Source organism: Leisingera sp., assembly GCF_034669605.1.
GTDB lineage: Bacteria > Pseudomonadota > Alphaproteobacteria > Rhodobacterales > Rhodobacteraceae > Leisingera.
Genome location: NZ_JAXMOX010000065.1, coordinates 1 through 21,311 on the forward strand (window position 1 = coordinate 1; position 21,311 = coordinate 21,311).

The window sequence follows — 21,311 nt, forward strand, 5'->3', positions numbered from 1 at the left end:
CCAGGCTTATAAAGCCGACCAACAGCTGCGGCTTTAAACTCGTCTGTGAACGTCCGCCTCGATTGTCCCATTCCATGTTCCTTTCTTGGACAGGGGTACTTTACCCCGGTGCCCCGGAACAGGAACGAAGTTCAGCTGCAGTCAGGTCGGAGAAACAAGACGCCGGACAATCCGCTTTTACGCCTCCGCAGCCAATGCACGTGCAGAAAGTCGAATTTTATTTCTGCACGCGCAGCAGCTTTTCTGCGACCCGGCGATTTTCACCGGAGCGACCGTTCAGCAGGCCTCCGAGCATGACAGCCGTCGCGTCCGGCCCCGGCATCTCAGCGCCCGCGTCCGGGGAGGCACCAGCATGCTCCGCACCTAGAAAACTCCACTGATCCCTCATCCTCATTTCCACATGATCGTGCCATGCGGCAGCCTGTCGCCGGCCGGCACACGAAGGATCGCCTGCCGACACGGGTTGGAACCTGGATAATCGAAGCTTGAGCCAGCTAAAGAGCAGCAATCTCTTCACCTGAATTGCCCAACAAAGCATTTTTGGGGCTTGCCGGCTTTGAAATGGCCAAATGGTCTAGAATGTGATGTGAAGGTCAATCGTTGCGCTGCGGGGCGGCGCCAGCAGCCATTGGTTCGAGCTGCCAGAGGTTGCATACAGCCGGTCGGCAGCATTGTAGACGCTGAAGTCCAGGGAAATGTTTTCCCTAGGACGCCACTGCAGACCCGCATTCAAAACTGTATAGGCCGGAAGGGTTGAGCTATTGGCGCTGTCCGTGAACACCTCGCCGACGTAATGCGCCCCGGCGCGGGCAGTCCAGTTTTGGGAAAATTCCCACTGCGCCCAGATGTTTGCAACGCGGCGCGGTACGAGTGCGGGACGGTTTCCGGACAGATCCCCGCCGGATTGGATGTAATTATCATACTCAGGCGAAATCAGCGCGCCGTTCACATCGATGCGGAAGACCGGCGAGATATCCAAGCCCGTGGCAAATTCGATGCCCTTGCTGCTTTGCTGGCCGATCTGGCGGACAATCGACGGATCAGCGGGATCTCTGGCCAACAGGTCGTTCTTGACAATATTGTAGGCAGATAGAGTTGCGTTCCCGCGTCCGTCCAGAAAGCTGAACTTGACTCCGATTTCCTGCTGGCGGGCCTTGGTCAATTCCAGTTGGCTCTGGCTCTCAGAGAGGGACAGCACGCTTCCGATGGGTTCCGCCGCGCGGGAGTATTGCGCATAGATCGCCATGTCCGGCAGAGGATTGTAAACCGTGCCGATCCGCCAGTTGAGCGAATTGAATTTCTTGGTAAACGCAGGATCTACCCGTCTAACGCGCAGATGGTCATAGCGCAGGCCGCCGACAATTGACCACTGATCATTTATCTCCAGGCGGCTGTCGGCAAACACTGCCTGCTGATCTGTCGTCAGGTCGGCTGTAGTCACCAGCGAATGCGGGCCAAAGCTGCCGGAAACAGGATGCTGATAGTCCACCACCGAACTGCCCGCGTATGGAGAGTTGTTAGTGTTTTTGTAGGTGATGCGATTCACCTCGGCCCCGACCGTGGTTGAGGTATTGATGCCCCCTAAGAGACTGTCAAAGGTCACCGCGGTGCGGTTGCCGGCTTGTTCGAGATCGTGATTGACGGCGATGTACCATTTCCGTGCAACATCTCCGGTCCCAGGCTGGTACGTATAATCCTCGATATTGCGCCAGTCGCGCTTGCTGGTCAGATAGTAGCTGTTGCTGGACACAGTCAAATTTCTGGATGGCGTCCATTCTGCACGCAGTTGGGTATAGCGGTCCTTGAACCGGACCAGCGCATCCTCGGCGTTGTAGTTGCGTTCACGTACACCCTCGTCGATGCGGCCGTCTTTCAGCGGGGTGCCGAAATAAATGCTTGGCGTGTTGTCGCCATAGTCATGCGACAGCGACAGCGCCAAGGTATTGGTTGCCTGCCAGCGCAGTGCGGCCGAAACAGCCAGGCTGGAGGGATCGTCCCCGTCAACCCGTCCGTCCGAACGCGTGCGGCTGACATCGAAGCTGTAGGCCAGCCTGTCAGAAATCGGGCCCGCACTGCCTAACGCCAGCCCAAGCTGGCCATTTGTGCCAACGGTGGTGCGCAGTTCGTTGCGCGTGGTGTCAGTCAGCGGTTTTTTGGGAATGATATTGATTGCGCCCCCTACCCCGCCTTCGCCGTAAAGAACTGAAGCAGGACCGTTGAGCACCTCAATGCTGTCAACATTCCAAGTATCGAACGGAAAGGATATGGTGCCTGGAGCCGGGTACAGCCGGGTGCCATCATACAACCGGGTGACGGAACTGTGCCCGCTGAAGCCTCGCATGCTGAGCGTTGTTCCGCCATTGCTGGGGCGGCCATTGAAGCTGATTCCGGTTCCGTTTTGGACAATCGCCTGATTGACATCACGCTGACTGCGCTGGCGAATGGTGTCTTCGCTGATCACCTGCACGCTGGCCGGGGTTTCCCGGGAACTCAGCCCTAGGCGGCTGCCCGCATTTGACGGCAATTCGAGGTCAAGGCCCGGTTCCAAAAATTGTTTCTTGACCGAGATGGGTTCCAGTTGAACAGGTTCCAGCTCCAATTCCTGCGCTGCCGCAGGAATTGGAGCACTGACAAGCATGGCAGAGGCAGCAAACGTCAGGAAGCATGATGGCCTGGAAAAACCGAGAGACAAGGTGACCGGCATCACGCAGAGCGCGGCAGGTTTAAAATCAGGAGTACGCACAATTAGGCTCCAGCGTTGTTACACCGTCACCGTAAAAACGACACTCCCGTTTCCCGGATGCAGGAACCGAAAGTTTGTCTCACCAGGACACCCCGCCCGGCGCATTCACACGTGACAATATCTGACGGCAGGTCTCCTGGCTCACGGATCAGCGCCAATTGCCGCCTTCCCGGGCGAGCCTGCCCAGTGGCTGTTGGCATTGGCTTTCCGCCTACAGTTGCGGGGACAGCCGCAGAGTGAGGCTGTCAACAGCCCGAACTGCGTTCCCATTTAATTCCCAATTGGAAACCGTCGCAGGGTGCGTATGAATAGACCTATGACATGTCAATGATTTTTTTCAATTCAAAGCAAACCGGCTGATCATACGGAAGGCAATGCTTGGGCTCCGGGGAATTTGCCATGCTCTTTATAGTTGCAGGCCTCTTGGCGTCTCATCACAGTCAAATGGTGCGCAATATGTCTGCGGAAGGGATGGTTTTGTTCTTGACCATCTTGGCAGAACTGTGTCCTTTACCGCCCGATGGTTCCCGGCAAAAGCGAAGCTTGGGGATAATAGGGAATGCGGTGAGGTGTAGCCAACAGGCGCCAATGCCGCGACTGCCCCCGCAACTGTAAGCGGAGAGCGACCCGTCAAACCACTGGAGCCTGCGGCTCCGGGAAGGGACGGCAAGCTGCGACCCGCGAGTCAGGAGACCTGCCATCACAAACTGTAAACTGGCGGGCGGGGTGCCCGAGGAGGACTGATGACCAGATTGTTCGGCCCCGCGGGCCAGTGTGTCTGGCTGTGTTGTGCCCGGGAGGCCGCCCTAGGGAAGGTGCAGGAGCCAAATCGGGGCGGTTGCGGCCGATGACGCTTGCTTCTAGTTGCGAAGAAGCGCGCGAGCACGGAAACAGCACCGGTGCCAGATCCAGCGCGGCGCGAGCCGTTCTCTATCTGGTTTCTGCCCAATACGTCAGCCAGGCGCGGTTTGGCGCTCTGGCTTGCGGTCTGCTGGAGCATGCGCCCTGCAGGGCCGAGGTCATCCGGCTGGAAGCCAAGGGTCCGGGGCTGTGGGAGGCGCTTGACACCCTGTGCAATGCCGGCGCACAGCATATTGAGCTGTACCCAATTGGGCTGCCCTTTTCCCAAAGCCTTGAACGCTGGCTGCCCAAGGCCGCCGGGGCATGGCTGGCGCGCCGTGACGGCGACCTGCCCGAATTGTTCTTCGCTGCGCCGGTTCAGGGGGATGCAGCCCTTTTGCAGCGGGCCGCGCAGCCGGATGTCCAGTTGACCCCAATTGCTGTTTGCCCGTCGGGCGAAAAGGGGAAAGGCTGGGACAAGCCGCCCAGTTTCCGGCACCATCTGCTGGTTTGCACTGGGCCGCGCTGCCACTTGCAGGATGCGCCCTCGCTTGTCGGAATGCTGAAGCTGGAGGTGGCCCGCGCCGGGCTTTCCGCAGAATGCTTAGTCACATCGACCGGGTGCCAGTTTCCCTGTAACCGCGGGCCGTCGCTTATCCATTACCCTGAGGGGCATTGGTATCAGCTGCCGAACGTGGACGCAGTCCGCGATTTTGTCAGCCGCGCACTGGTGGCTGGCGAGATCCTGCACGAACATCACTTTTTCACTTCGGGAGACTGATTTGCGACAATTCTTGTTGCCTCTCGCCGCCGCTGTTCTGGGGCAGTTGGGCGTGGTTCATGCTGCCCCTGTCGAGATTGCCAGCTGTTACGGCAGCTTTAGTTATGACACGGCGCCGGCTCGGGCTGTCACGCTGAATCAACAAGCCACGGAAATCATGCTGGCGCTTGGCTTGGAGGACCGCTTGGCGGGCACCGCCTACTTGGATGACAGGATGCCGCTGCAATGGCAGAGCGCCTATCAGCGTATCCCGGTGCTGGCAGAAAAATACCCGGCCCGTGAAGTTGTCCTCGCATCAGAGCCTGACTTCCTGTTTGCTGGGTTTGCCTCTGCATTTGACAAAAGCAACCTTGGCAGTGCAGCCGAGTGGCAGGCGCTGGGAATCGGAACCTATCTTTCTGACGCCGCCTGCAGCCTGCATCATCCCGGAGATGTGCCGCTGACCGTGCAGCCGTTGCTGACGGATATCGAAACGATCGGCAGGCTCTTTCGGGTGGAAGACCGGGCAAAGGCACTGCTTGCGAACCTGTCTGCCCGCCTCGAAGCAGTGGCGGACGCGGGGAGTGACCGCGACATGACTGCCTTTTTCTACAGCAACGGCAAAACGTCTCCCTACACCATCGGATGTTGCGGCAGCCCTGCATTGCTGGCCAGAAGTGCTGGTCTCTCCAGCATTACAGAGGACATCAACGGTGCCTGGGCAGAGGTTGGCTGGGAGACTGTCATGGCCCGGAACCCGGACGTTATTGTCCTGATTGATGCCACCTGGTCCAGCGCCGCCGAGAAGCGCGCCCACATGGAGGCGGATCCGGTTCTGTCGCAGCTGGATGCCGTCAGAAACGGGCGCTTTGCCACCGTCAGCTTCTCCAACACGGTGCTTGGAGCAAGATTCCTGGAAGGTGTCGAACGGCTGAATGCCGAGCTGGAAGCGTTGGATTGATGCAACCGTCTTCTTCTGCGGCTTTGAGTTTAGGTGTTGCGTTGTTGTTTCTGTCGATGCTTGCCGGGATCCTGTGGGGCACAGCCGAGTTGAGCTGGGCCGAACGGCTGCATGTTTTGACCCGGTCTGACGATGCGCCCCGCGGGGTGTCGCTGATCATCTGGCAATGGCGGGTACCGCGTGTGCTGGCGGTGGCGCTGATTGGAGCGATGCTTGCGCTGGCCGGAGTGCTGATGCAGTCAACCCTGCGCAATCCGATGGCCGACCCCTATATCATGGGGTTGTCGTCGGGGGCCTCTGCTGCTGCAGTCGCCGCGTTGATCTGGCTGCCGGAAGGGGTGGTGCAGATGATAGGTGTTCCGGTGATTTCCTTTCTTGGCGCCGGGGTTGCCTTTGCCATGACCTTGCTGCTGTCGGTCCGGCGGGGGCATAGCTTGGACCCCAATATTGTCATATTGGCAGGTGTTGCGATTTCGCTGATGTTTCAGTCAGTGACCTCCTTTTTTCTGTACATCGGCGACCCGCACGCAAGCCGCAGTGCGTTGGGGTGGCTGATGGGCTCAGCCGCAGGCGCAGACTGGGCGGACATTCCGGTGCTGGTCGCGGGGTTTGGCCTGATCGCAGTCCCGGCTTTCCGTTACGCCCCGTCACTGGATGCCATGCTGCTGGGAGATCAAAGGGCGCTGGCTCTTGGTGTCAGGGTGGACCGGCTGCGCGTGCTGGTGTTTACGGGAACTGTTCTGTTGACGGGACTGGCGGTTTCGGTTGCCGGAATTGTCGGATTTGTCGGGCTGATCCTGCCCCATTTGGCGCGCCTCCTGGCAGGGGCGCGGCATCGGGTTCTGTTGCCGCTGGCCACGGTGCTGGGAGCGTTGACGCTGGTCATCGTCGATCTTTTGTGCCGAACGCTTCTGGCTCCGGAAGAATTGCCGCTGGGGGTGCTGATGGCCCTGTTCGCAGCGCCGCCCTTTATCCTGATTCTGAGGAGGGCGCGCCGTGCGGTCTGACACGTTCTTGCAGTTAGACCGGGTTTCGGTTGCCGGAGGGGATACGACAATCGTCCATGACGCCTCCCTCGCGGTGGTGAAGGGCGAATTTCATGGCCTTCTGGGAGCGAACGGTGCAGGAAAGACTTCTCTTCTGCGTCTGCTCTATTTCGACGCCCGTCCCAGCGCGGGACGCATTCGTCTGATGGGGCGGCAGCAGGACAATTGGCCGCGATTGGACTGGGCACAGATGGTGGGAGTGTTGGTGCAGGGAGGGGGGCTTCTCAACGGGCTGCGCCTGCGCGACATCGTGGAAATCGGACTAAACAGCAGCCGCAACGGCCGCCACCGGATCGGCGAAGCGCTGGAAATCGCCGGATTATCAGATATTGCGAACCGCCCGGCAGAGCATTTGTCAGGCGGCGAGCTGCAACGGGCCTTCATGGCCCAGTTGCTTGCCCGCGACCCGGAGCTCTATGTACTTGACGAGCCGACCAACCATCTGGACCTGCATTATCAGCTTATCTTGCTGGACGAGGTGAAGCGCCGGGGCAAGACAGTTCTGGCCTCTTTGCACGATCTTTCCATTGCGGCCCGCTATTGCGACCGTGTGAGCGTCATGGATCAGGGTCGGATTGTTGCACAGGGCAAGACAGAGAGCATTTTGACGCCTGACCGGTTGGCACAGACCTACCGCATCGCCGCGCACATGGATCAGGGCGTATTGCGGGTGCAGGGCCCTTTGGTTTGAAACGGGTTCCTTAACGGCTGGGCATTGTCAATTTTGCCCGGTACAAAGCGCAGCCGCCCCTATGCATTCAACCCGATGGTTTTCAGCATCAAACCCAGCCCATTCGGAGACGGGACACCTGCGATGACGTGCGGTTCATCCGGTTTGAAGAAAACCATATAATCCCGCTCAGCCTGGGGTAAGCGCTGGTGCGGCTGCTTCCACTGCCGGAGGCAGAGGTGAAGGACAACCTTGCAGGAAACTCTCACCAAACTGCGCCGCCGCGGCAGGCACAACCTAGCAGCGCCGCGCTCTGGCCGCGCGCACCGGACGCCCCCGCCAATTCCTGCGGTTTGCCTGCGGCCTGGCCAGCGTGTACCGCTTGCACGCGGCGCTGCAGCACGGCAAACCAGCCCCCGGACAAAGCTATACCGCCGCTTGTTGAAGCCAATCATGACCATCCGCGCCCGGACTGCCCTTGCCGCCCTATTTCTGACCACTTCGTTCGCCGCAGCGCAGGAAACACTTGCAGTACCGGTGCCGCAGCTTACCACCGGGGTCCGCGCAGCAGAAAGTTCAATTCGTCCTCCATCCGGGGATAGCGAAAGCCGTTTCTTCTGAACTGTCGGCGGCCGCAACGCTCCACCCGCAAACGACACCGCAAGTCTTCACGCCTCAGGAGAACGTCAAGGCCGGGGCCGGTGCTGAAGACAGCCTCGCTCAGGCCGCGCTGCTCAGCCGCCCGGAAGAACGGGCTGGGTTGGCCAGCCGGGCGTCCGGCAAGGCGCTGAAGTTTCTGCGTGATGGCGGCCCCTCCATCTGGGCAATCGCGGCACTTTCGGCAATCACCCTGGCGCTTATCGGCGCCAGGTCGCTCGGAAAGGCCGGCATGGCGGTGGCAATTCCGGCATCCGCCGCACTCACTTGGTTCGAGGCGGTGATCGGCCGCATCCGCCGCGACATCTAGGACAGTGCCACCCGCCTGTTCGTCGCTGTCTCCCCTGCAGAAATAAATCTGGCCGCCGAGTGAGCCGATGGAATTCACCCAAACCACGAAACCGCGCCGCCGGCCCAGTCTCACGCCGATGATCGACGTGGTGTTCCTGCTGTTGATCATTTTCCTGATGACTTCCCACCTGGCTCTGCCCGAACCGTTCGAGGTGTCTCCGCCCGAAGCCAGGCTGGAAACAGAGACAGAGGCAGAAGATGTGCTGTATATCGATGCTGCGGGGCTGATGCATTTCGACGGTGCCGAGGGTGAGGCCGCGGTCGCCCGGCTGGCTGCCGCCGGCACCGCCGCCGCCGTGGTTCAGCTGCGGGCGGACGCCAGGCTTGAAGCCGCGCTGCTGACGCGCATCCTGCGCCAGCTTGCGGCCTCAGGGTTCAACCGGGCCGAACTGGCGGTGCGCCCGAAATGAAATGTACTGCCGAACTGACCCTCTTTTTCGGCGCTGCCGCAGTGCTCCATATGGCTCTGTTTGCTGTTGCGCCGGCAACGGGAACCCAATCCAGAGACGCGGACGGCGAGCCGGGCCTGCTTGTCGCATTCCCGCAGGATGGTTGGCAGCTTCAGCTGCTAAAGTTGGCGGTTCAGCAGGATCTGGGGCGCTTCTGTCATGTCGCGCCACTGGTTGCCAGGCACATGTAGCTGGCCGGAGATGTCGTCTTTCAAGCACGCACAGTTGCACGAGCAGATCTTGGAGCAGGTGCTGAACGCATCCGAGATGCCAGGCGTGGTCCTTGCCCGCTACCTGATTTGTGCAACATCGTCCTATTGTCCCAATGTTTCGCGCACGAAACACTCCGGCAGCAAGGCTGACCTATTCGCAAACGGATTGGCAGGCGAAATATTCCAGGTGGCCCTATTCAGCACTTTATGTTAGCGATAACTCAACTCTAACCAGCCGTCTGGCAACTGAGGCAATTGAATTGCCCCGCCCCAGGCGGCACAATGCCACTGCCCCTATAGAACAGCGATGTAAAATCAATGGTTTCCCGCGTCATCCCCGTTGAACCCTTTGACCTCGTGCTGTTTGGCGCCACCGGCGACCTGGCCCGCCGCAAGATTCTGCCGGCCTTGTTTCACCGTTTCCAGATCGGCCAGTTCAGCGATAAATGCCGCATCATCGGCAGCTCGCGCAGCGCACTGACAGCCGAGGCGTTCCGTGCCCAAACCGCCGATGCGATCCGCGATTTCGGCCAGGATGTGGAGACCACGCCCGCGGAAATCGCCGGTTTCACCGACCTATTGGACTATGTCGCTGTGGATGCGCGCGACGACAGCGGCTGGGATGTGATTCACGGGAAACTGCGCGACGATGCCGTGCGCGCCTTCTACCTATCGGTCGGCCCGTCACTGTTCACCGATATTGCTCGCCGCCTCAGCGAGACCGGCATAGCCACGCCGGACAGCCGCATCGTGCTGGAAAAACCCTTTGGTCATGATTTGGCTTCGGCTCAATCCCTGAACACCGCTCTGCGGGCGCATTTCGAGGAACGGCAGATTTACCGGATCGACCATTACCTGGGCAAGGAAACCGTGCAGAACCTGATGGCTCTGCGCTTTGCCAATTCGCTGTTTGAACCCTTGTGGAACAGCTCTCACATCGACCATGTGCAGATCACCGTCGCCGAAAGTATCGGCGTTGAGGGGCGCGGGGACTACTACGATAAATCCGGCGCCATGCGGGACATGGTGCAAAACCACCTGATGCAACTCTTGTGCCTCACCGCAATGGAACCGCCCGCCCGGTTCACCCCCAGCGCGGTGCGCGACGAGAAGGTCAAGGTGATCGAGGCGCTGCGCCCGGTGCCGCAGTCCAGCATCGCCCGCGGCCAGTACCGGGGGCGCACCGCAGGCAAATCCGGCGACAGCTACCGCGACCATGCCGGCAATCCCGCCAGCCGCACCGAAAGCTATATCGCCCTCAAGGTGGAGGTGGCGAACTGGCGCTGGGCCGGGATCCCGTTCTATCTGCGCACCGGAAAATGCTTGCGCGACCGGGTGAGCGAAATTGCAGTCTATTTCCGTGACCCGCCGCACAACATCTTTGCAGGCTCCGGCACCGTGCATGGCAACGTGCTGGTGATACGCCTGCAGCCGGATGAGGGCATTACGCTGAAAACCACAATCAAGGATCCCGGCCCCGGCGGCATGCGCCTGACGGGCGCCAACCTGGACATGACATTCGCCGATGAGCTGCCGGAATCCGGCCGCCCGCAGGACGCTTATGAGAGGCTGATCATGGATGTGATCCGCGGCAACCAGACCCTGTTCATGCGCGGCGACGAGGTTGAGGCCGCCTGGGCCTGGGCCGACCCGATCATCGCCGGCTGGGAGGACGCGGGCGACGCGCCGCAACCCTATGACAGCGGCAGCACAGGGCCCGATGATTCATTGCTGCTGATCCACCGCGACGGCCGCCGATGGCGCAGTATCGGAACCTGAGATGACAGCCCTCCCCTTTGCCCCCGCAGTTTGCTACAAAGGCACCCCATGAGCTTGAACTCCACCCTGGCCGCCGTCACCGACCGCATCATCGCCCGCAGCGAGGCCACACGCACGGCCTATCTCGAGCGGATGGCTGCTGCCCGCAGCAAGGGGCCTGCACGGGCGCATCTGTCCTGCTCCGGCCAGGCCCATGCCTATGCCGCCACCGGGGCGGACCAGCAAACGCTGGCCCAGGGCGCCAAGGGCCACCTTGGGATTGTCACCGCCTATAATGACATGCTTTCGGCGCATCAGCCGTTCGAGACCTACCCGGCCCTGATCCGCGACGCCGTGCGCAGGAACGGCGGCACTGCGCAAGTGGCCGGCGGCGTGCCTGCCATGTGCGACGGCGTCACCCAAAGCGAACCGGGCATGGAGCTCAGCCTGTTTTCCCGCGACACCATCGCCATGGCTGCGGGCATCGCCCTCAGCCACAATGTGTTCGACGCTGCGGTTTTTCTTGGTGTCTGCGACAAAATCGTGCCCGGGCTGGTGATCGGCGCGCAGGCGTTTGGCCACATTCCGGCGGTGTTCCTGCCTGCAGGGCCGATGACAAGCGGTCTGGCGAACGATGAAAAAGCCAAGATACGCCAGCAGTTTGCCGCCGGCAAAGTCGGGCGCGAGGACCTGCTGAAGGCCGAAATGGCCGCCTATCACGGCCCCGGAACCTGTACCTTTTACGGCACCGCCAACACCAACCAGATGCTGATGGAATTCATGGGGCTGCACTTGCCCGGCTCCTCCTTTGTCACCCCCGGCACGCCGCTGCGCGAAGCACTCACCGTCGAGGGCGCCAAACGGGCGCTGTCGCTCAGCGCGCTGGGGAACAATTATACCCCGGTCTGCGACGTGCTGGACGAGAAAGCCTATGCTAACGGCATTGTCGGGCTGATGGCCACCGGCGGCTCCACCAACCTCTTGATCCATCTGATCGCCATGGCCCGTGCCGGCGGCATCCTGCTGGACTGGCAGGACTTCTCAGACCTGTCTGACGTGATCCCGCTGCTGGCGCGGGTCTATCCAAATGGCCTCGCCGATGTGAACCATTTCCACGCGGCCGGCGGCCTTGGCTACATGATCGGCGAACTTCTGCAAGCCGGGTGCCTGCATCCCGACACCAAAACCGTGGCGGGCGACGGGCTGAAGAACTACGTGATGGAGCCGTTCCTGTCCGAAGACGGCCTGACCTTCCGCGCCGGTCCGGGGCAAAGCCTGAACGATGCCGTGCTGCGCCCGGCGGACGCACCGTTCCAGGCGACCGGCGGGTTGAAGCGGCTGACAGGCAATCTGGGAACGTCGGTGATCAAGGTCTCGGCAGTGGCCAAGGAACACCAGGTGATCGAGGCCCCCGCCCGTGTCTTTCATGACCAGGAGGCGGCCAAGACCGCCTTCAAGGCAGGCGCGCTGACGGGCGACATGATCATTGTGGTGCGCTTCCAGGGGCCCAAGGCGAACGGTATGCCGGAACTGCACGGCCTGACTCCGATGCTGGGCATCATGCAGGGCAAGGGGCAGAAAGTGGCGCTGGTCACCGACGGGCGGATGTCCGGGGCCTCCGGCAAGATCCCAGCCGCGATCCATGTGGTGCCCGAAGCACTGGACGGCGGCCCGATTGCCAAACTCCAGGACGGTGACATGCTGCGGCTGGACGCGGTGCGCGGCACGCTGGAAGTCCTCACCGGCGGCGTGCTGGAGCGCAGCGCTGCCACTGCCGACCTCAGCGCCTATCAGCATGGCACGGGGCGCGAGCTGTTTACCCTGTTCCGCCGCTCGGTTGCCTCGGCAGACGAAGGCGCCAGCGTGTTTGGAGTTTAGCATGATGCGGATAACCCCTCAGGACGCCAGCCTGCGCACGTGCGGGATCTGCACCCTGGCCCCGGTGATGCCGGTGCTGGTGGTGAAGGATACGGCCCATGCCCGCCCCCTGGCCGAAGCGCTGGTGGCGGGTGGCTTGCCTGCGCTGGAAGTCACCCTGCGCACAGGTGCGGCGCTGGAAGTGATCCGCGAAATGGCGCAGGTGAAGGGCGGCGTGGTCGGGGCCGGCACGCTGATCACCCCCAAAGACGCCGAAGCCGCCAAGGAAGCCGGCGCGCAATTCGGGGTTTCCCCCGGTGCGACGGATGACTTGCTGGATGCCTGCGAGTCCATCGGACTGCCGCTCTTGCCCGGCGCCGCCACCGCAACCGAAGCGATGCGGCTGCTGGCGCGCGGCTATGGGATGCTGAAGTTCTTTCCAGCTGAAGCCTCAGGCGGTGCGCCCGCGCTGAAAGCGATCGGCGCACCCTTGCCGCAGATTTCCTTCTGCCCCACCGGCGGCATCAGCCCCGCCAATGCGGAAACCTACCTGAGCCTGCCCAATGTGGTCTGCGCGGGCGGCAGCTGGGTGGCGCCTGGCGATCTGGTTGAGGCTGGCAACTGGGCTGCAATCGAAGCCATTGCCCAGGATGCGAGCCAGCTCGGAAAGAGTTGAGCCAGCGCAAAATCAACCGGCCGGCTCTGCCCCTGCCATAGCCGGCGGTCTCTTGACGGCCCGCAATTTTTCCGCGCTGTCCCCGCGGGGACAGCGTTGTAAAGATCCCCTGGCGCCTGCGCGCTATCCGTTGACAGCCGGTCATGGCGCCTCCGTACCACCAAATCCAAGGTCGTTTTGATAGGCAAACAGCGCTGACAGCCCGCCGGTGTGCAGCAGCAGCACTTTCCAGCCTTTGCGGATGCTGCCCTCTTTTGCAAGGCCAAGCAGCCCTGCGAAGGTATTGGCAGAATAGACTGGGTCCAGCAGGATCCCTTCTGCCCTGGCCATGCGTTGAAGGGCAGCCCGGGTGGCCGGGCCTGCGCGGCCACCCGGGACGAGCGCACCGTCCCAAGTGAGAATGTCATCGCGGCCTGTTGGACGCGGGATGCCTATCAGCTCTGCCAGCGCTTCCGCCACTTTCGACAGCCGCGGTTTCTGCAACGCAGCATAACGGCCCAGGCAGCTGCCAAGACCAGCGCGGTGATGCTTGCGAGGCGCACACCGGTAAGGACCCCGGCTCGTGCGGCACCGATGCAATATTCCAACCGGCGTGTCTTGTTGCCGCCAATGCTGAGGCCCGTGAGGCCCGTGAGGCCATCGCGGTTGATCCAAAGGTCGATGCCCAGGTCAGCCGGCAACCGGTAAGGCGTTCCAGAGGTGTCGGCTGTGCCAGCAGGCTGGCAGGGGGAAAGGCCGTTAGGAGCGTTTCGGTCCGGGGCATGGCGGTCTCCTTTGGCTGCATCAGATGGTGCGGACTGCGCCGGGATTTAGGCGCGCCGCGGGTAAGCCCTGCTGAAACTGTTGTTTCCCTGCCACTCCCCCCCCCATTCGCACTGCAAGACTTCAATAAACAAAGGGCCGTCAGCATGGCAGAGACCGCTGACCGCCCCGGCCTCAGGGTGGATATCATTTCGGATGTAGTCTGCCCCTGGTACGCAGTCGGCTATCATTAGCTGGCATGTGCCGCTCACCACGCCGGAGTTCCGCTCGACATTCACTGGCAGCCGTTCGAATTGAACCCGGACATGGTTCTGGAAGGCGGCTAATAATTTCTTCGAACAGCTTACCCCTGCAGCAAGCACTGGGTGACGGCGGTTTCCAGTTTGTCCATCACTTCTGCAATCTGGTCTTCGGTGATGATGAAGGGCGGCGCCAGCAGGATGTGGTCGCCGTTCCGGCCGTCGCGGGTGCCTTGCATCGGGTAGCAGATCAAACCGGCCTGAAACGCCGCCTTCTTGATATTCTTGGCCAGTTCCAGCGCCGGATCGAAGGGCTCCTTGGTTTCGCGGTCAGCAACCAGCTCGACCCCGCGGAACAACCCGCGGCCGCGGATGTCGCCGATGTTGGGATGCTGGCCGAAACGATCGTGCAGTGCGGTCTGCAGCTTCTCTCCCATTTCGGCACTACGCTGCACCAGCCCGCGCTCCAACAGTGCCTTGACGACCGCAAGCCCCGCGGCGGTGGCCACCGGGTGGCCGATATACGTGTGGCCGTGCTGGAAGAAGCCGGAACCGTGCTCAATCGCCTCATAGATCTGACGGGTGCAGAGCATCGCACCAATCGGCTGGTAGCCGGCCCCCAGCCCCTTGGCGATACAGAGGATATCCGGCGCCACCCCATCCGCCTCGCAGGCAAACAGATGGCCGGTGCGGCCCATGCCGCACATAACTTCATCAAGGATCAGCAGCACGCCGTATTGGTCGCAGATCTCGCGGATGCGTTTAAAATAGCCCGCCACCGCCGGCACCGCGCCGGAGGTGGCGCCCACCACCGGTTCCGCCATGAAGGCCATCACGGTCTCGGGGCCGAGGCGCTGGATTTCGGCCTCCAGCTCATTCGCCACCCGCTGGCCGTAGTCAAAGCTGCTCTCGCCCTTTGCCTTTCCCACATATTCGTAGCAAGCTGAGATGTGCGAAATGTCGATCAGCAGCGGTGCAAACTGAGCCCGGCGCCATTCGTTACCACCCGCAGCCAGCGCCCCAAGGGTATTGCCATGGTAGCTTTGCTTGCGGGCGATGACGCGGCGGCGCTGCGGGTCGCCGCGTTCCAGATGGTACTGCCGGGCGAGTTTGATCGCGGCCTCGGTGGCCTCGGAACCGCCAGAGACGAAATATACCCGGTCGATATCGCCCGGCGCATTGGCCACCAGCAAATTCGCCAGTTCTTCGGCCGGTTTGGAGGTGAGGAAGCCGGTATGGGCAAAGGCCAGCTTGCCCACCTGATCCTGCACCGCTTTGATCACCTCGGCATCCGAATGGCCGAGGCAGGAAACCGCGGCGCCGCCGGAGCCGTCGAAGTAGCGTTTGCCGTCCGCGTCGATCAGATAGCAGCCGTCGCCGGAGACGGCGGTGGGCAGATCAGCCTTGGTGTGGCGGGGGAAGACGTGAGACATGATCAGCACTCCTTGAGGCTATGGCCCGCATCCCGCGCGGCCTGAACGAAGGCGGCAACCGAGGCTGCATTGTCTGCCAGCAGCCCGCCTTCCGGTGTTTCGATGTTATTCTCAAATCCGATTCGCGCATCCCCGCCCGCAGCCACGGCGGCCAGCAGGCAGGCGTGTTCGTGACGGCCAAAGGTGCAGACGGTCCAGTTCAGGCGCAAATCTGCCGTGGCGTCGCGGAAAACAGCCAGCCCGTCGGGCTGCGCCAGCGCCGGCGGGGTGTATCTGCCCAGAACAAAAATCGCATCGCGCATGGCACCCGGCACGGTGCCGTCGTTATACCAAGCGCGCAGCCGGGCGATGCAATCGGGACCGTAGAGGATATGCTGCACCTCACCGCCAGCCTCGGCACTCAGCGCATAGGCCCGCGCAGCAAGCAGCGGATCCCGCGCCACTTCCCGCACCGGGACTGAGGCCGCGGCGGAGCGCAGCGCCTTCAGGCAGGCGAGCTGGGCGGCCGCATCATAGATCCCGGCGCTTTCGGTTGTGATCTGCACGGCCATGCCCGTTGCGCTTTCCCGCACTGCGTCAAGGGCTTCGCGGTAGCGGCCCGCATCCAGCGAGTGCCGTCCTTTGTCGTCGCGCAGATACAGATGCAGCGCCTGGGCACCTGCAGCAAAGCAGACGGCTGCAGTCCGGGCCGTCTGCTGCGGTGTCACCGGCAGCTGCGGGTGGTCACCGCGCCCGCGCCGGGCGCCGTTCGGGGCCACCATCAATCTGTATTCTGCCACCGGTCCCCTCCTTTGCGGCCTGCCCTGCCTCGACACGCTCTCAGGATGCCTGCAGCTTGGCCTTTCGGGACACCCGCTCTCAAGCCGGAAAGCTCAGAACATTTGTTCCAGGCGTTCCGGTGCCCGACGCCCCGCCAATGAACCGCTTAAGCCAGGCATTTCTGGACCTAAGAAAGCTGACGCTCTGGACCTAACGAATTCCCGGAAACTGACGTTTCTGGTACATGATACGCCTCAGAAGCCCTGTAGGGTTCCGGGCAGCCTGTTTCACTTCTAACGCCGAAAGGACATGTCATGGACGGCACGTTCAACGAAAACGATCTCTCCCGTGTGGTCGAGGCCGACAAGGCCCACATGTGGCATCACCTGTTCCAGCACAAGGTGCTGGAAACCACTGACCCTCGCATCATTGTCGAGGGCAAGGGCATGCGCGTCTGGGATCAGAACGGCAAGGAGTTCCTGGATGCGGTATCTGGCGGCGTGTGGACCGTCAACGTCGGCTATGGCCGCGAAAGCGTTTGCAAAGCCGTCTACGACCAGATGATGAAGATCTGCTATTTCGCCAACTCCGCCGGCTCCATCCCCGGTGCGCTGTTTGCTGAAAAGCTGATTGAGAAGATGCCGGGCATGACCCGCGTCTATTACACCAACTCCGGGTCCGAGGCCAACGAGAAGGCCTTTAAGATGATCCGCCAGATCGCCCACAAGAAATACGGCGGCAAGAAAACCAAGATCCTGTACCGCGACCGTGACTATCACGGCTCCACCCTGGCGACCATGTCGGCAGGCGGCCAGGACGAGCGCAATGCGCAGTACGGCCCGTTTGCGCCAGACTTTGTCCGCGTCCCCCACTGCATGGAATACCGCAAGCATGAGCTGGGCCTGGAGCACCTGTCCGGCCGCGAATTCGGCATTGCCGCAGCAGACGCGATCGAGGAAGTGATCCTGCGCGAAGGCCCGGAAACAGTCGGCGCCCTGTGCCTGGAGCCGGTGACCGCAGGCGGCGGCGTGATCGAGGCGCCGGAGGGCTACTGGGAGCGGGTGCAGGAAATCTGCAAGAAGCACGACGTGCTGCTGCACATCGACGAAGTGGTCTGCGGCGTCGGCCGGACCGGCAAATGGTTCGGCTACCAGCAGTACGGTATCAAACCGGACTTTGTAACCATGGCCAAAGGCGTCGCCTCCGGCTATGCGGCGATTGCCTGCATGGTGACCACCGAGGAGGTGTTCAACATGTTCAAGGACGACGCCGGCGATCCGCTGAACTACTTCCGCGACATCTCTACCTTCGGCGGCTGCACCGCGGGCCCCGCGGCGGCGCTGGAAAACATGCGCATCATCGAAAACGAGAACCTGTTGGACAACTGCAACGCCATGGGCGAGCGGATGCTGAACAACCTGCGCGCATTGCAGGAAAAGCACACCGTCATTGGCGATGTGCGCGGCAAGGGCCTGTTCCTGGGCGCCGAGCTGGTGCAGGACCGCGACACCAAGGAGCCGGTGGACGAGAAACTGGCCCAGCAGGTTGTCGCGGAATGCGGCGCGCAGGGCGTGATCATCGGTGTCACCAACCGGTCTCTGCCGGGCCGCAACAACACCCTGTGTTTCAGCCCGGCGCTGATCGCCACCGCAGAAGATATCGACCAGATCTGCGATGCGGTCGACAAGGCTCTGACCAAAGTATTCGGCTGACATCTCTCCCTGCCGGACGATCAACTGCGCCCCGGAATACCCGGGGCGCTCTTTCGTTTTCGGGCCAAAGACCGGTGACCCGGAACTTAAACCAGCCGCACGGCAACCCCTCCGTCAACAGCCATTGGCGTTCCAGTCACAAAGCTGGACCGGTCCGACAACAGGAACACCGCGGCTTGGGCAATTTCAGACGGGGCGGCCATCCGCTTCATCGGGTGCAGCCCGGCGATAAAGCTGTGCGCCTCCGGATCATCACCGGCCATCGCGGTCTTGGTTCCGCCCGGCAGCAGGGCATTCACCCGGATGCCTTCTGCCGCATAATCAGAGGCCAGCGACTGGACCAGGCCGATCAACCCGGCCTTTGACGCGGCATAAGCCCCCATGCCGGGCATGCCGCCGTTGCTGACGCCGACAAAGGATCCGGTAAAGACTATCGATCCGCTGCCCCGCGCCCTCAGCACCGGAATCTGCGCCTTGGCCGAGAAAAATGCACCGGTCAGGTTGGCAGCAATCACCGCGTTCCAACTGGCGGCGTCCATCTGCTCCACCGGCCCCATGCCGCCCATGATGCCCGCGTTGTTGAATGCCCCGTCCAGCCCGCCGAATTCTTCCATGGCAAGCGCCACCAGATTAGCCGAATAAGCTTCGCTAGTGACATCACCGGCAAGACTGGCCGCTTTGCCGCCGCTTTGATTGATCTGCCCGGCTAGGGTCTGCAGTTCAGCCTGCCGCCGGGCGCCCAGCACGACATTGGCCCCCTCTGCCGCAAACAGCAGCGCTGCAGCGGCGCCAATACCGCTGCTGGCACCGGTAATGATGAGTGTCTTGTTTTTCAGTTCCATGATCATCTCCTTAATGGCTATGCGGACACGACTAGAAAACTGGAAGGACCAAGGGCGACCCGTTTCTTGCGCCTGCCGTTGCGCCTTGTTTGAAACCGCAAGAAACGGGTCAAACTGCTGCCAGACTGGGTGCCAAACCAAAGCAAGCCGCAGATTTTCCGAAACTGGCCCTAAGTCCAGATTGCACCGCCTTTAAGTCCACCCTAATGTGGCGCGCATGGCCATTTCCGTCGACACCTTTTTCCTCAACCCGGGCGCCCAGGGCACACTGCAGGCGCAGATCCAGGAAATGATTGCCGAGGGTATTTTGTCCGGCCGCTTCAGAGTCGGGGAAAAACTGCCCTCATCGCGCAAACTGGCGGCGCATCTGGGGATCAGCAGGATTACCGTGACGCTGGCCTATACCGAACTGCTGGCCAATGACTACCTCACCTCGCGCGGACGGTCCGGCTATTTTGTTTCCGACAACGCGCCGGTGCCGCCTTCTTACACGCCGCAGCAGAAGTCCGGCGATGCGATGGATTGGGGCAAAGTTCTGGCGCGCAACTTTACCGGCGGCGACACCCCTCGAAAACCCCAGGACTGGCGCGAGTACCGCTATCCGTTCATCTACGGGCAGGCCGATGCCTCTTTGTTTGACCATGCCAATTGGCGGCTGTGCGCGCTGCGGGCGCTGGGGCAAAAGGAGTTTGCCGCACTGGCGAATGATTACTTCGACCAGGATGATCCGCTGCTGATCGAATACATCGCCCGCCACACGCTGCCGCGCCGCGGGATCACTGCCCGGCCGGAGGAAATCCTGATCACGCTGGGTGCCCAGAATGCTCTGTGGATCACCTGCCAGCTAGTGTTGAACCGAAGGCGGCGGGCGGCGGTGGAGGATCCGGCCTATTATACTCTGCGCGACCAGGTGGTGCAGACCCGCTGCCAGGTGGACTGCATTCCAGTCGATGAGGGCGGTCTGCCGCCAGAACAGATTTCGGAAGACACCGATGTGATCTTTTGCACCCCCAGCCACCAAAGCCCGACGACCTTCACTATGCCGATGGAGCGGCGCAAACAACTGCTAAGGCGGGCCAATGAAATCGATGCGGTCATCGTCGAGGATGACTATGAATTCGAAATGTCATTTCTCGGTGCGCCCTCGCCATCTCTTAAATCGCTCGATACCGAGGGGCGTGTGATCTACGCAGGCAGTTTCTCAAAATCGCTGTTTCCCGGACTGCGGCTGGGGTATCTGGTCGGTTCGGAACCGTTTATCCGCCAGGCCAGGGCGCTGCGCGCCAGCGTGCTGCGGCACCCGCCGGGCCATGTCCAGCGCACAGTCGCCTATTTCCTGTCGCTGGGACACTACGATGCCCAGATCCGCCGTACCGCCAAGGTGCTGCATGACCGCCGCGCCGTGATCGAGGATGCCATCCGCAAACACGGCCTCACCATCGCCGGCGTCGGCAGTTTCGGCGGCTCGGCTCTGTGGATGCGGGCTCCGGACGGCGTGGATGCCACTGCGGTTGCGGAACAGCTGAAAGAGAAAAGCGTCATCATCGAGCCCGGTGCACCGTTCTTTTGCGCCGAGCACCGCCAGAAGAATTATTACCGGCTCGGCTATTCCTCGATTCCCGCCACAAGGATCGAGTCCGGCCTGGCGTTGATTGCCAAGGCGCTGAAGCAGGACTGAAGCCAGGATGTTGCAGCGGACTGCGCGGCAAATGATACCAAGCGTATCATTTGCCTTCACGTCTGCATTCCTGTGCCCGTATCGCGTGACCGGCTGAAGCGAATGTGAAAATACTGCCCGGTTGTTTTCATAGATCCAGTTTTGGACCTATCCGGGTTTGATAACTGGCCCTAACCCGGCCTCCCGCCTCCCCCTAAACCAGAGACAATTCCCGGCACTGCGCACGGGGGAATTCCGCGTCTCACCCAGGAGAACCCGCCATGAAAATGACCACCGAAGAAGCCTTCGTCAAAACCCTGCAAATGCACGGCATCGAACACGCCTTTGGCATCATCGGCTCGGCCATGATGCCGATTTCCGATATCTTCGAGCCGGCAGGCATCACCTTCTGGGACTGCGCCCACGAAGGCTCGGGCGGCATGATGGCGGACGGCTACACCCGCGCCACCGGCAAGATGTCGATGATGATTGCCCAGAACGGTCCCGGCATCACCAACTTCGTCACTGCTGTGAAAACCGCCTATTGGAACCACACCCCGCTGCTGCTGGTCACCCCGCAGGCCGCGAACAAGACCATGGGTCAGGGCGGCTTCCAGGAAATGGAGCAGATGCGCATGTTTGCCGACTGCGTCTGCTATCAGGAAGAAGTGCGAGACCCGTCCCGCATGGCCGAAGTCCTGAACCGCGTGATCATGCAGGCCAAGCGCAACTCTGCTCCGGCCCAGATCAACGTGCCGCGCGATTACTTCACCCAAGTGATCGACATCGACCTGCCCGCAATTGTCGACTTTGAACTGCCCGCCGGCGGCGCAGAGGCGGTGTGCCAGGCGGCTGAACTGGTGTCGAACGCATAATTCCCGGTCATCCTGAACGGTGCCGGCGTTGTCATCGGCGGGGCAATCCCCG

Annotated in this window: 18 protein-coding genes, 1 pseudogene and 2 riboswitches; of the genes and pseudogenes, 14 read left to right on the top strand and 5 right to left on the bottom strand. The window is 61.7% G+C overall.

Features of this window, described 5'->3' with window-relative positions:
* The first annotated feature begins 379 nt into the window (after window positions 1–379).
* On the top strand, window positions 380–478 hold the full coding sequence (locus VOI29_RS24610) for a transposase (protein ID WP_416361513.1): 99 nt from the start codon (window positions 380–382) through the stop codon (window positions 476–478).
* Window positions 479–574: 96 nt separating this feature from the next.
* Here the strand turns inward: VOI29_RS24610 and VOI29_RS10155 are convergent, their stop codons facing one another.
* On the bottom strand, window positions 575–2,743 hold the full coding sequence (locus VOI29_RS10155; protein ID WP_323778389.1) for a TonB-dependent siderophore receptor: 2,169 nt from the start codon (window positions 2,741–2,743) through the stop codon (window positions 575–577).
* 108 nt (window positions 2,744–2,851) lie between these two features.
* Window positions 2,852–3,051: riboswitch (cobalamin riboswitch) on the bottom strand.
* A gap of 196 nt (window positions 3,052–3,247) precedes the next feature.
* Window positions 3,248–3,460, top strand: a riboswitch (cobalamin riboswitch).
* Between the two features lie 130 nt (window positions 3,461–3,590).
* Between VOI29_RS10155 and VOI29_RS10160 the strand changes: the two genes are divergently transcribed.
* From VOI29_RS10160 to eda, 10 genes are all read left to right on the top strand, one after another.
* Entirely contained in the window at window positions 3,591–4,364 is a 774-nt protein-coding gene (locus tag VOI29_RS10160) for a (2Fe-2S) ferredoxin domain-containing protein (protein WP_323778390.1), read from the top strand.
* A 13-nt stretch (window positions 4,365–4,377) separates the two neighbouring features.
* A complete protein-coding gene (locus VOI29_RS10165; protein ID WP_323778392.1) occupies window positions 4,378–5,304 on the top strand; it encodes an ABC transporter substrate-binding protein in 927 nt (308 codons plus the stop codon).
* 44 nt (window positions 5,305–5,348) lie between these two features.
* Window positions 5,349–6,311, top strand: a complete 963-nt coding sequence (locus VOI29_RS10170; protein WP_323778394.1) for an iron ABC transporter permease — start codon at window positions 5,349–5,351, stop codon at window positions 6,309–6,311.
* On the top strand, window positions 6,301–7,041 hold the full coding sequence (locus tag VOI29_RS10175) for an ABC transporter ATP-binding protein (RefSeq protein ID WP_323778396.1): 741 nt from the start codon (window positions 6,301–6,303) through the stop codon (window positions 7,039–7,041). Before VOI29_RS10170 ends, VOI29_RS10175 begins: the two co-directional genes overlap by 11 nt.
* Before the next feature lie 432 nt (window positions 7,042–7,473).
* A complete protein-coding gene (locus tag VOI29_RS10180; protein WP_323778399.1) occupies window positions 7,474–7,641 on the top strand; it encodes a hypothetical protein in 168 nt (55 codons plus the stop codon).
* A gap of 139 nt (window positions 7,642–7,780) precedes the next feature.
* Window positions 7,781–7,987: a hypothetical protein gene (locus tag VOI29_RS10185; RefSeq protein WP_323778401.1), complete on the top strand. Its 207-nt coding sequence runs from the start codon at window positions 7,781–7,783 to the stop codon at window positions 7,985–7,987.
* Between the two features lie 67 nt (window positions 7,988–8,054).
* The gene (locus VOI29_RS10190; RefSeq protein WP_323778403.1) at window positions 8,055–8,438 is read left to right on the top strand and encodes a biopolymer transporter ExbD; all 384 of its coding nucleotides are present in this window, start codon (window positions 8,055–8,057) and stop codon (window positions 8,436–8,438) included.
* Between the two features lie 569 nt (window positions 8,439–9,007).
* Window positions 9,008–10,468, top strand: a complete 1,461-nt coding sequence (gene zwf / locus VOI29_RS10195) for a glucose-6-phosphate dehydrogenase (protein WP_323778405.1) — start codon at window positions 9,008–9,010, stop codon at window positions 10,466–10,468.
* A gap of 48 nt (window positions 10,469–10,516) precedes the next feature.
* The gene (edd, locus tag VOI29_RS10200; RefSeq protein ID WP_323778407.1) at window positions 10,517–12,325 is read left to right on the top strand and encodes a phosphogluconate dehydratase; all 1,809 of its coding nucleotides are present in this window, start codon (window positions 10,517–10,519) and stop codon (window positions 12,323–12,325) included.
* 4 nt (window positions 12,326–12,329) lie between these two features.
* Window positions 12,330–12,980, top strand: a complete 651-nt coding sequence (gene eda / locus VOI29_RS10205) for a bifunctional 4-hydroxy-2-oxoglutarate aldolase/2-dehydro-3-deoxy-phosphogluconate aldolase (protein WP_323778420.1) — start codon at window positions 12,330–12,332, stop codon at window positions 12,978–12,980.
* A 141-nt stretch (window positions 12,981–13,121) separates the two neighbouring features.
* On the opposite strand, the gene VOI29_RS10210 is transcribed toward eda, so the two are convergent.
* The 3 genes from VOI29_RS10210 to VOI29_RS10220 form a co-directional block, all read right to left on the bottom strand.
* Window positions 13,122–13,463: a hypothetical protein gene (locus VOI29_RS10210; protein ID WP_323778409.1), complete on the bottom strand. Its 342-nt coding sequence runs from the start codon at window positions 13,461–13,463 to the stop codon at window positions 13,122–13,124.
* Window positions 13,464–14,085: 622 nt separating this feature from the next.
* Window positions 14,086–15,414: an aspartate aminotransferase family protein gene (locus VOI29_RS10215; protein WP_323778411.1), complete on the bottom strand. Its 1,329-nt coding sequence runs from the start codon at window positions 15,412–15,414 to the stop codon at window positions 14,086–14,088.
* 2 nt (window positions 15,415–15,416) lie between these two features.
* On the bottom strand, window positions 15,417–16,193 hold the full coding sequence (locus VOI29_RS10220) for a 3-keto-5-aminohexanoate cleavage protein (RefSeq protein ID WP_323778412.1): 777 nt from the start codon (window positions 16,191–16,193) through the stop codon (window positions 15,417–15,419).
* Between the two features lie 294 nt (window positions 16,194–16,487).
* Here VOI29_RS10220 and VOI29_RS10225 point away from each other — a divergent pair, with 294 nt between their 5' ends.
* Window positions 16,488–17,885 carry an aspartate aminotransferase family protein gene (locus VOI29_RS10225; protein WP_323778414.1) on the top strand — a complete coding sequence of 466 codons (1,398 nt, stop codon included), beginning with the start codon at window positions 16,488–16,490 and terminating at the stop codon, window positions 17,883–17,885.
* Window positions 17,886–17,971: 86 nt separating this feature from the next.
* On the opposite strand, the gene VOI29_RS10230 is transcribed toward VOI29_RS10225, so the two are convergent.
* Window positions 17,972–18,727, bottom strand: coding sequence for an SDR family oxidoreductase (locus VOI29_RS10230; protein WP_323778416.1), 756 nt, complete (start codon window positions 18,725–18,727; stop codon window positions 17,972–17,974).
* 217 nt (window positions 18,728–18,944) lie between these two features.
* On the opposite strand from VOI29_RS10230, the gene VOI29_RS10235 reads away from it, so the two are divergent.
* Together VOI29_RS10235 and VOI29_RS10240 are read left to right on the top strand one after the other, a co-directional pair.
* A complete protein-coding gene (locus VOI29_RS10235; RefSeq protein ID WP_323778417.1) occupies window positions 18,945–20,405 on the top strand; it encodes a PLP-dependent aminotransferase family protein in 1,461 nt (486 codons plus the stop codon).
* A 260-nt stretch (window positions 20,406–20,665) separates the two neighbouring features.
* A pseudogene (locus tag VOI29_RS10240) lies at window positions 20,666–21,256 on the top strand (thiamine pyrophosphate-binding protein); the annotation flags it as partial.
* Window positions 21,257–21,311: the final 55 nt, after the last annotated feature.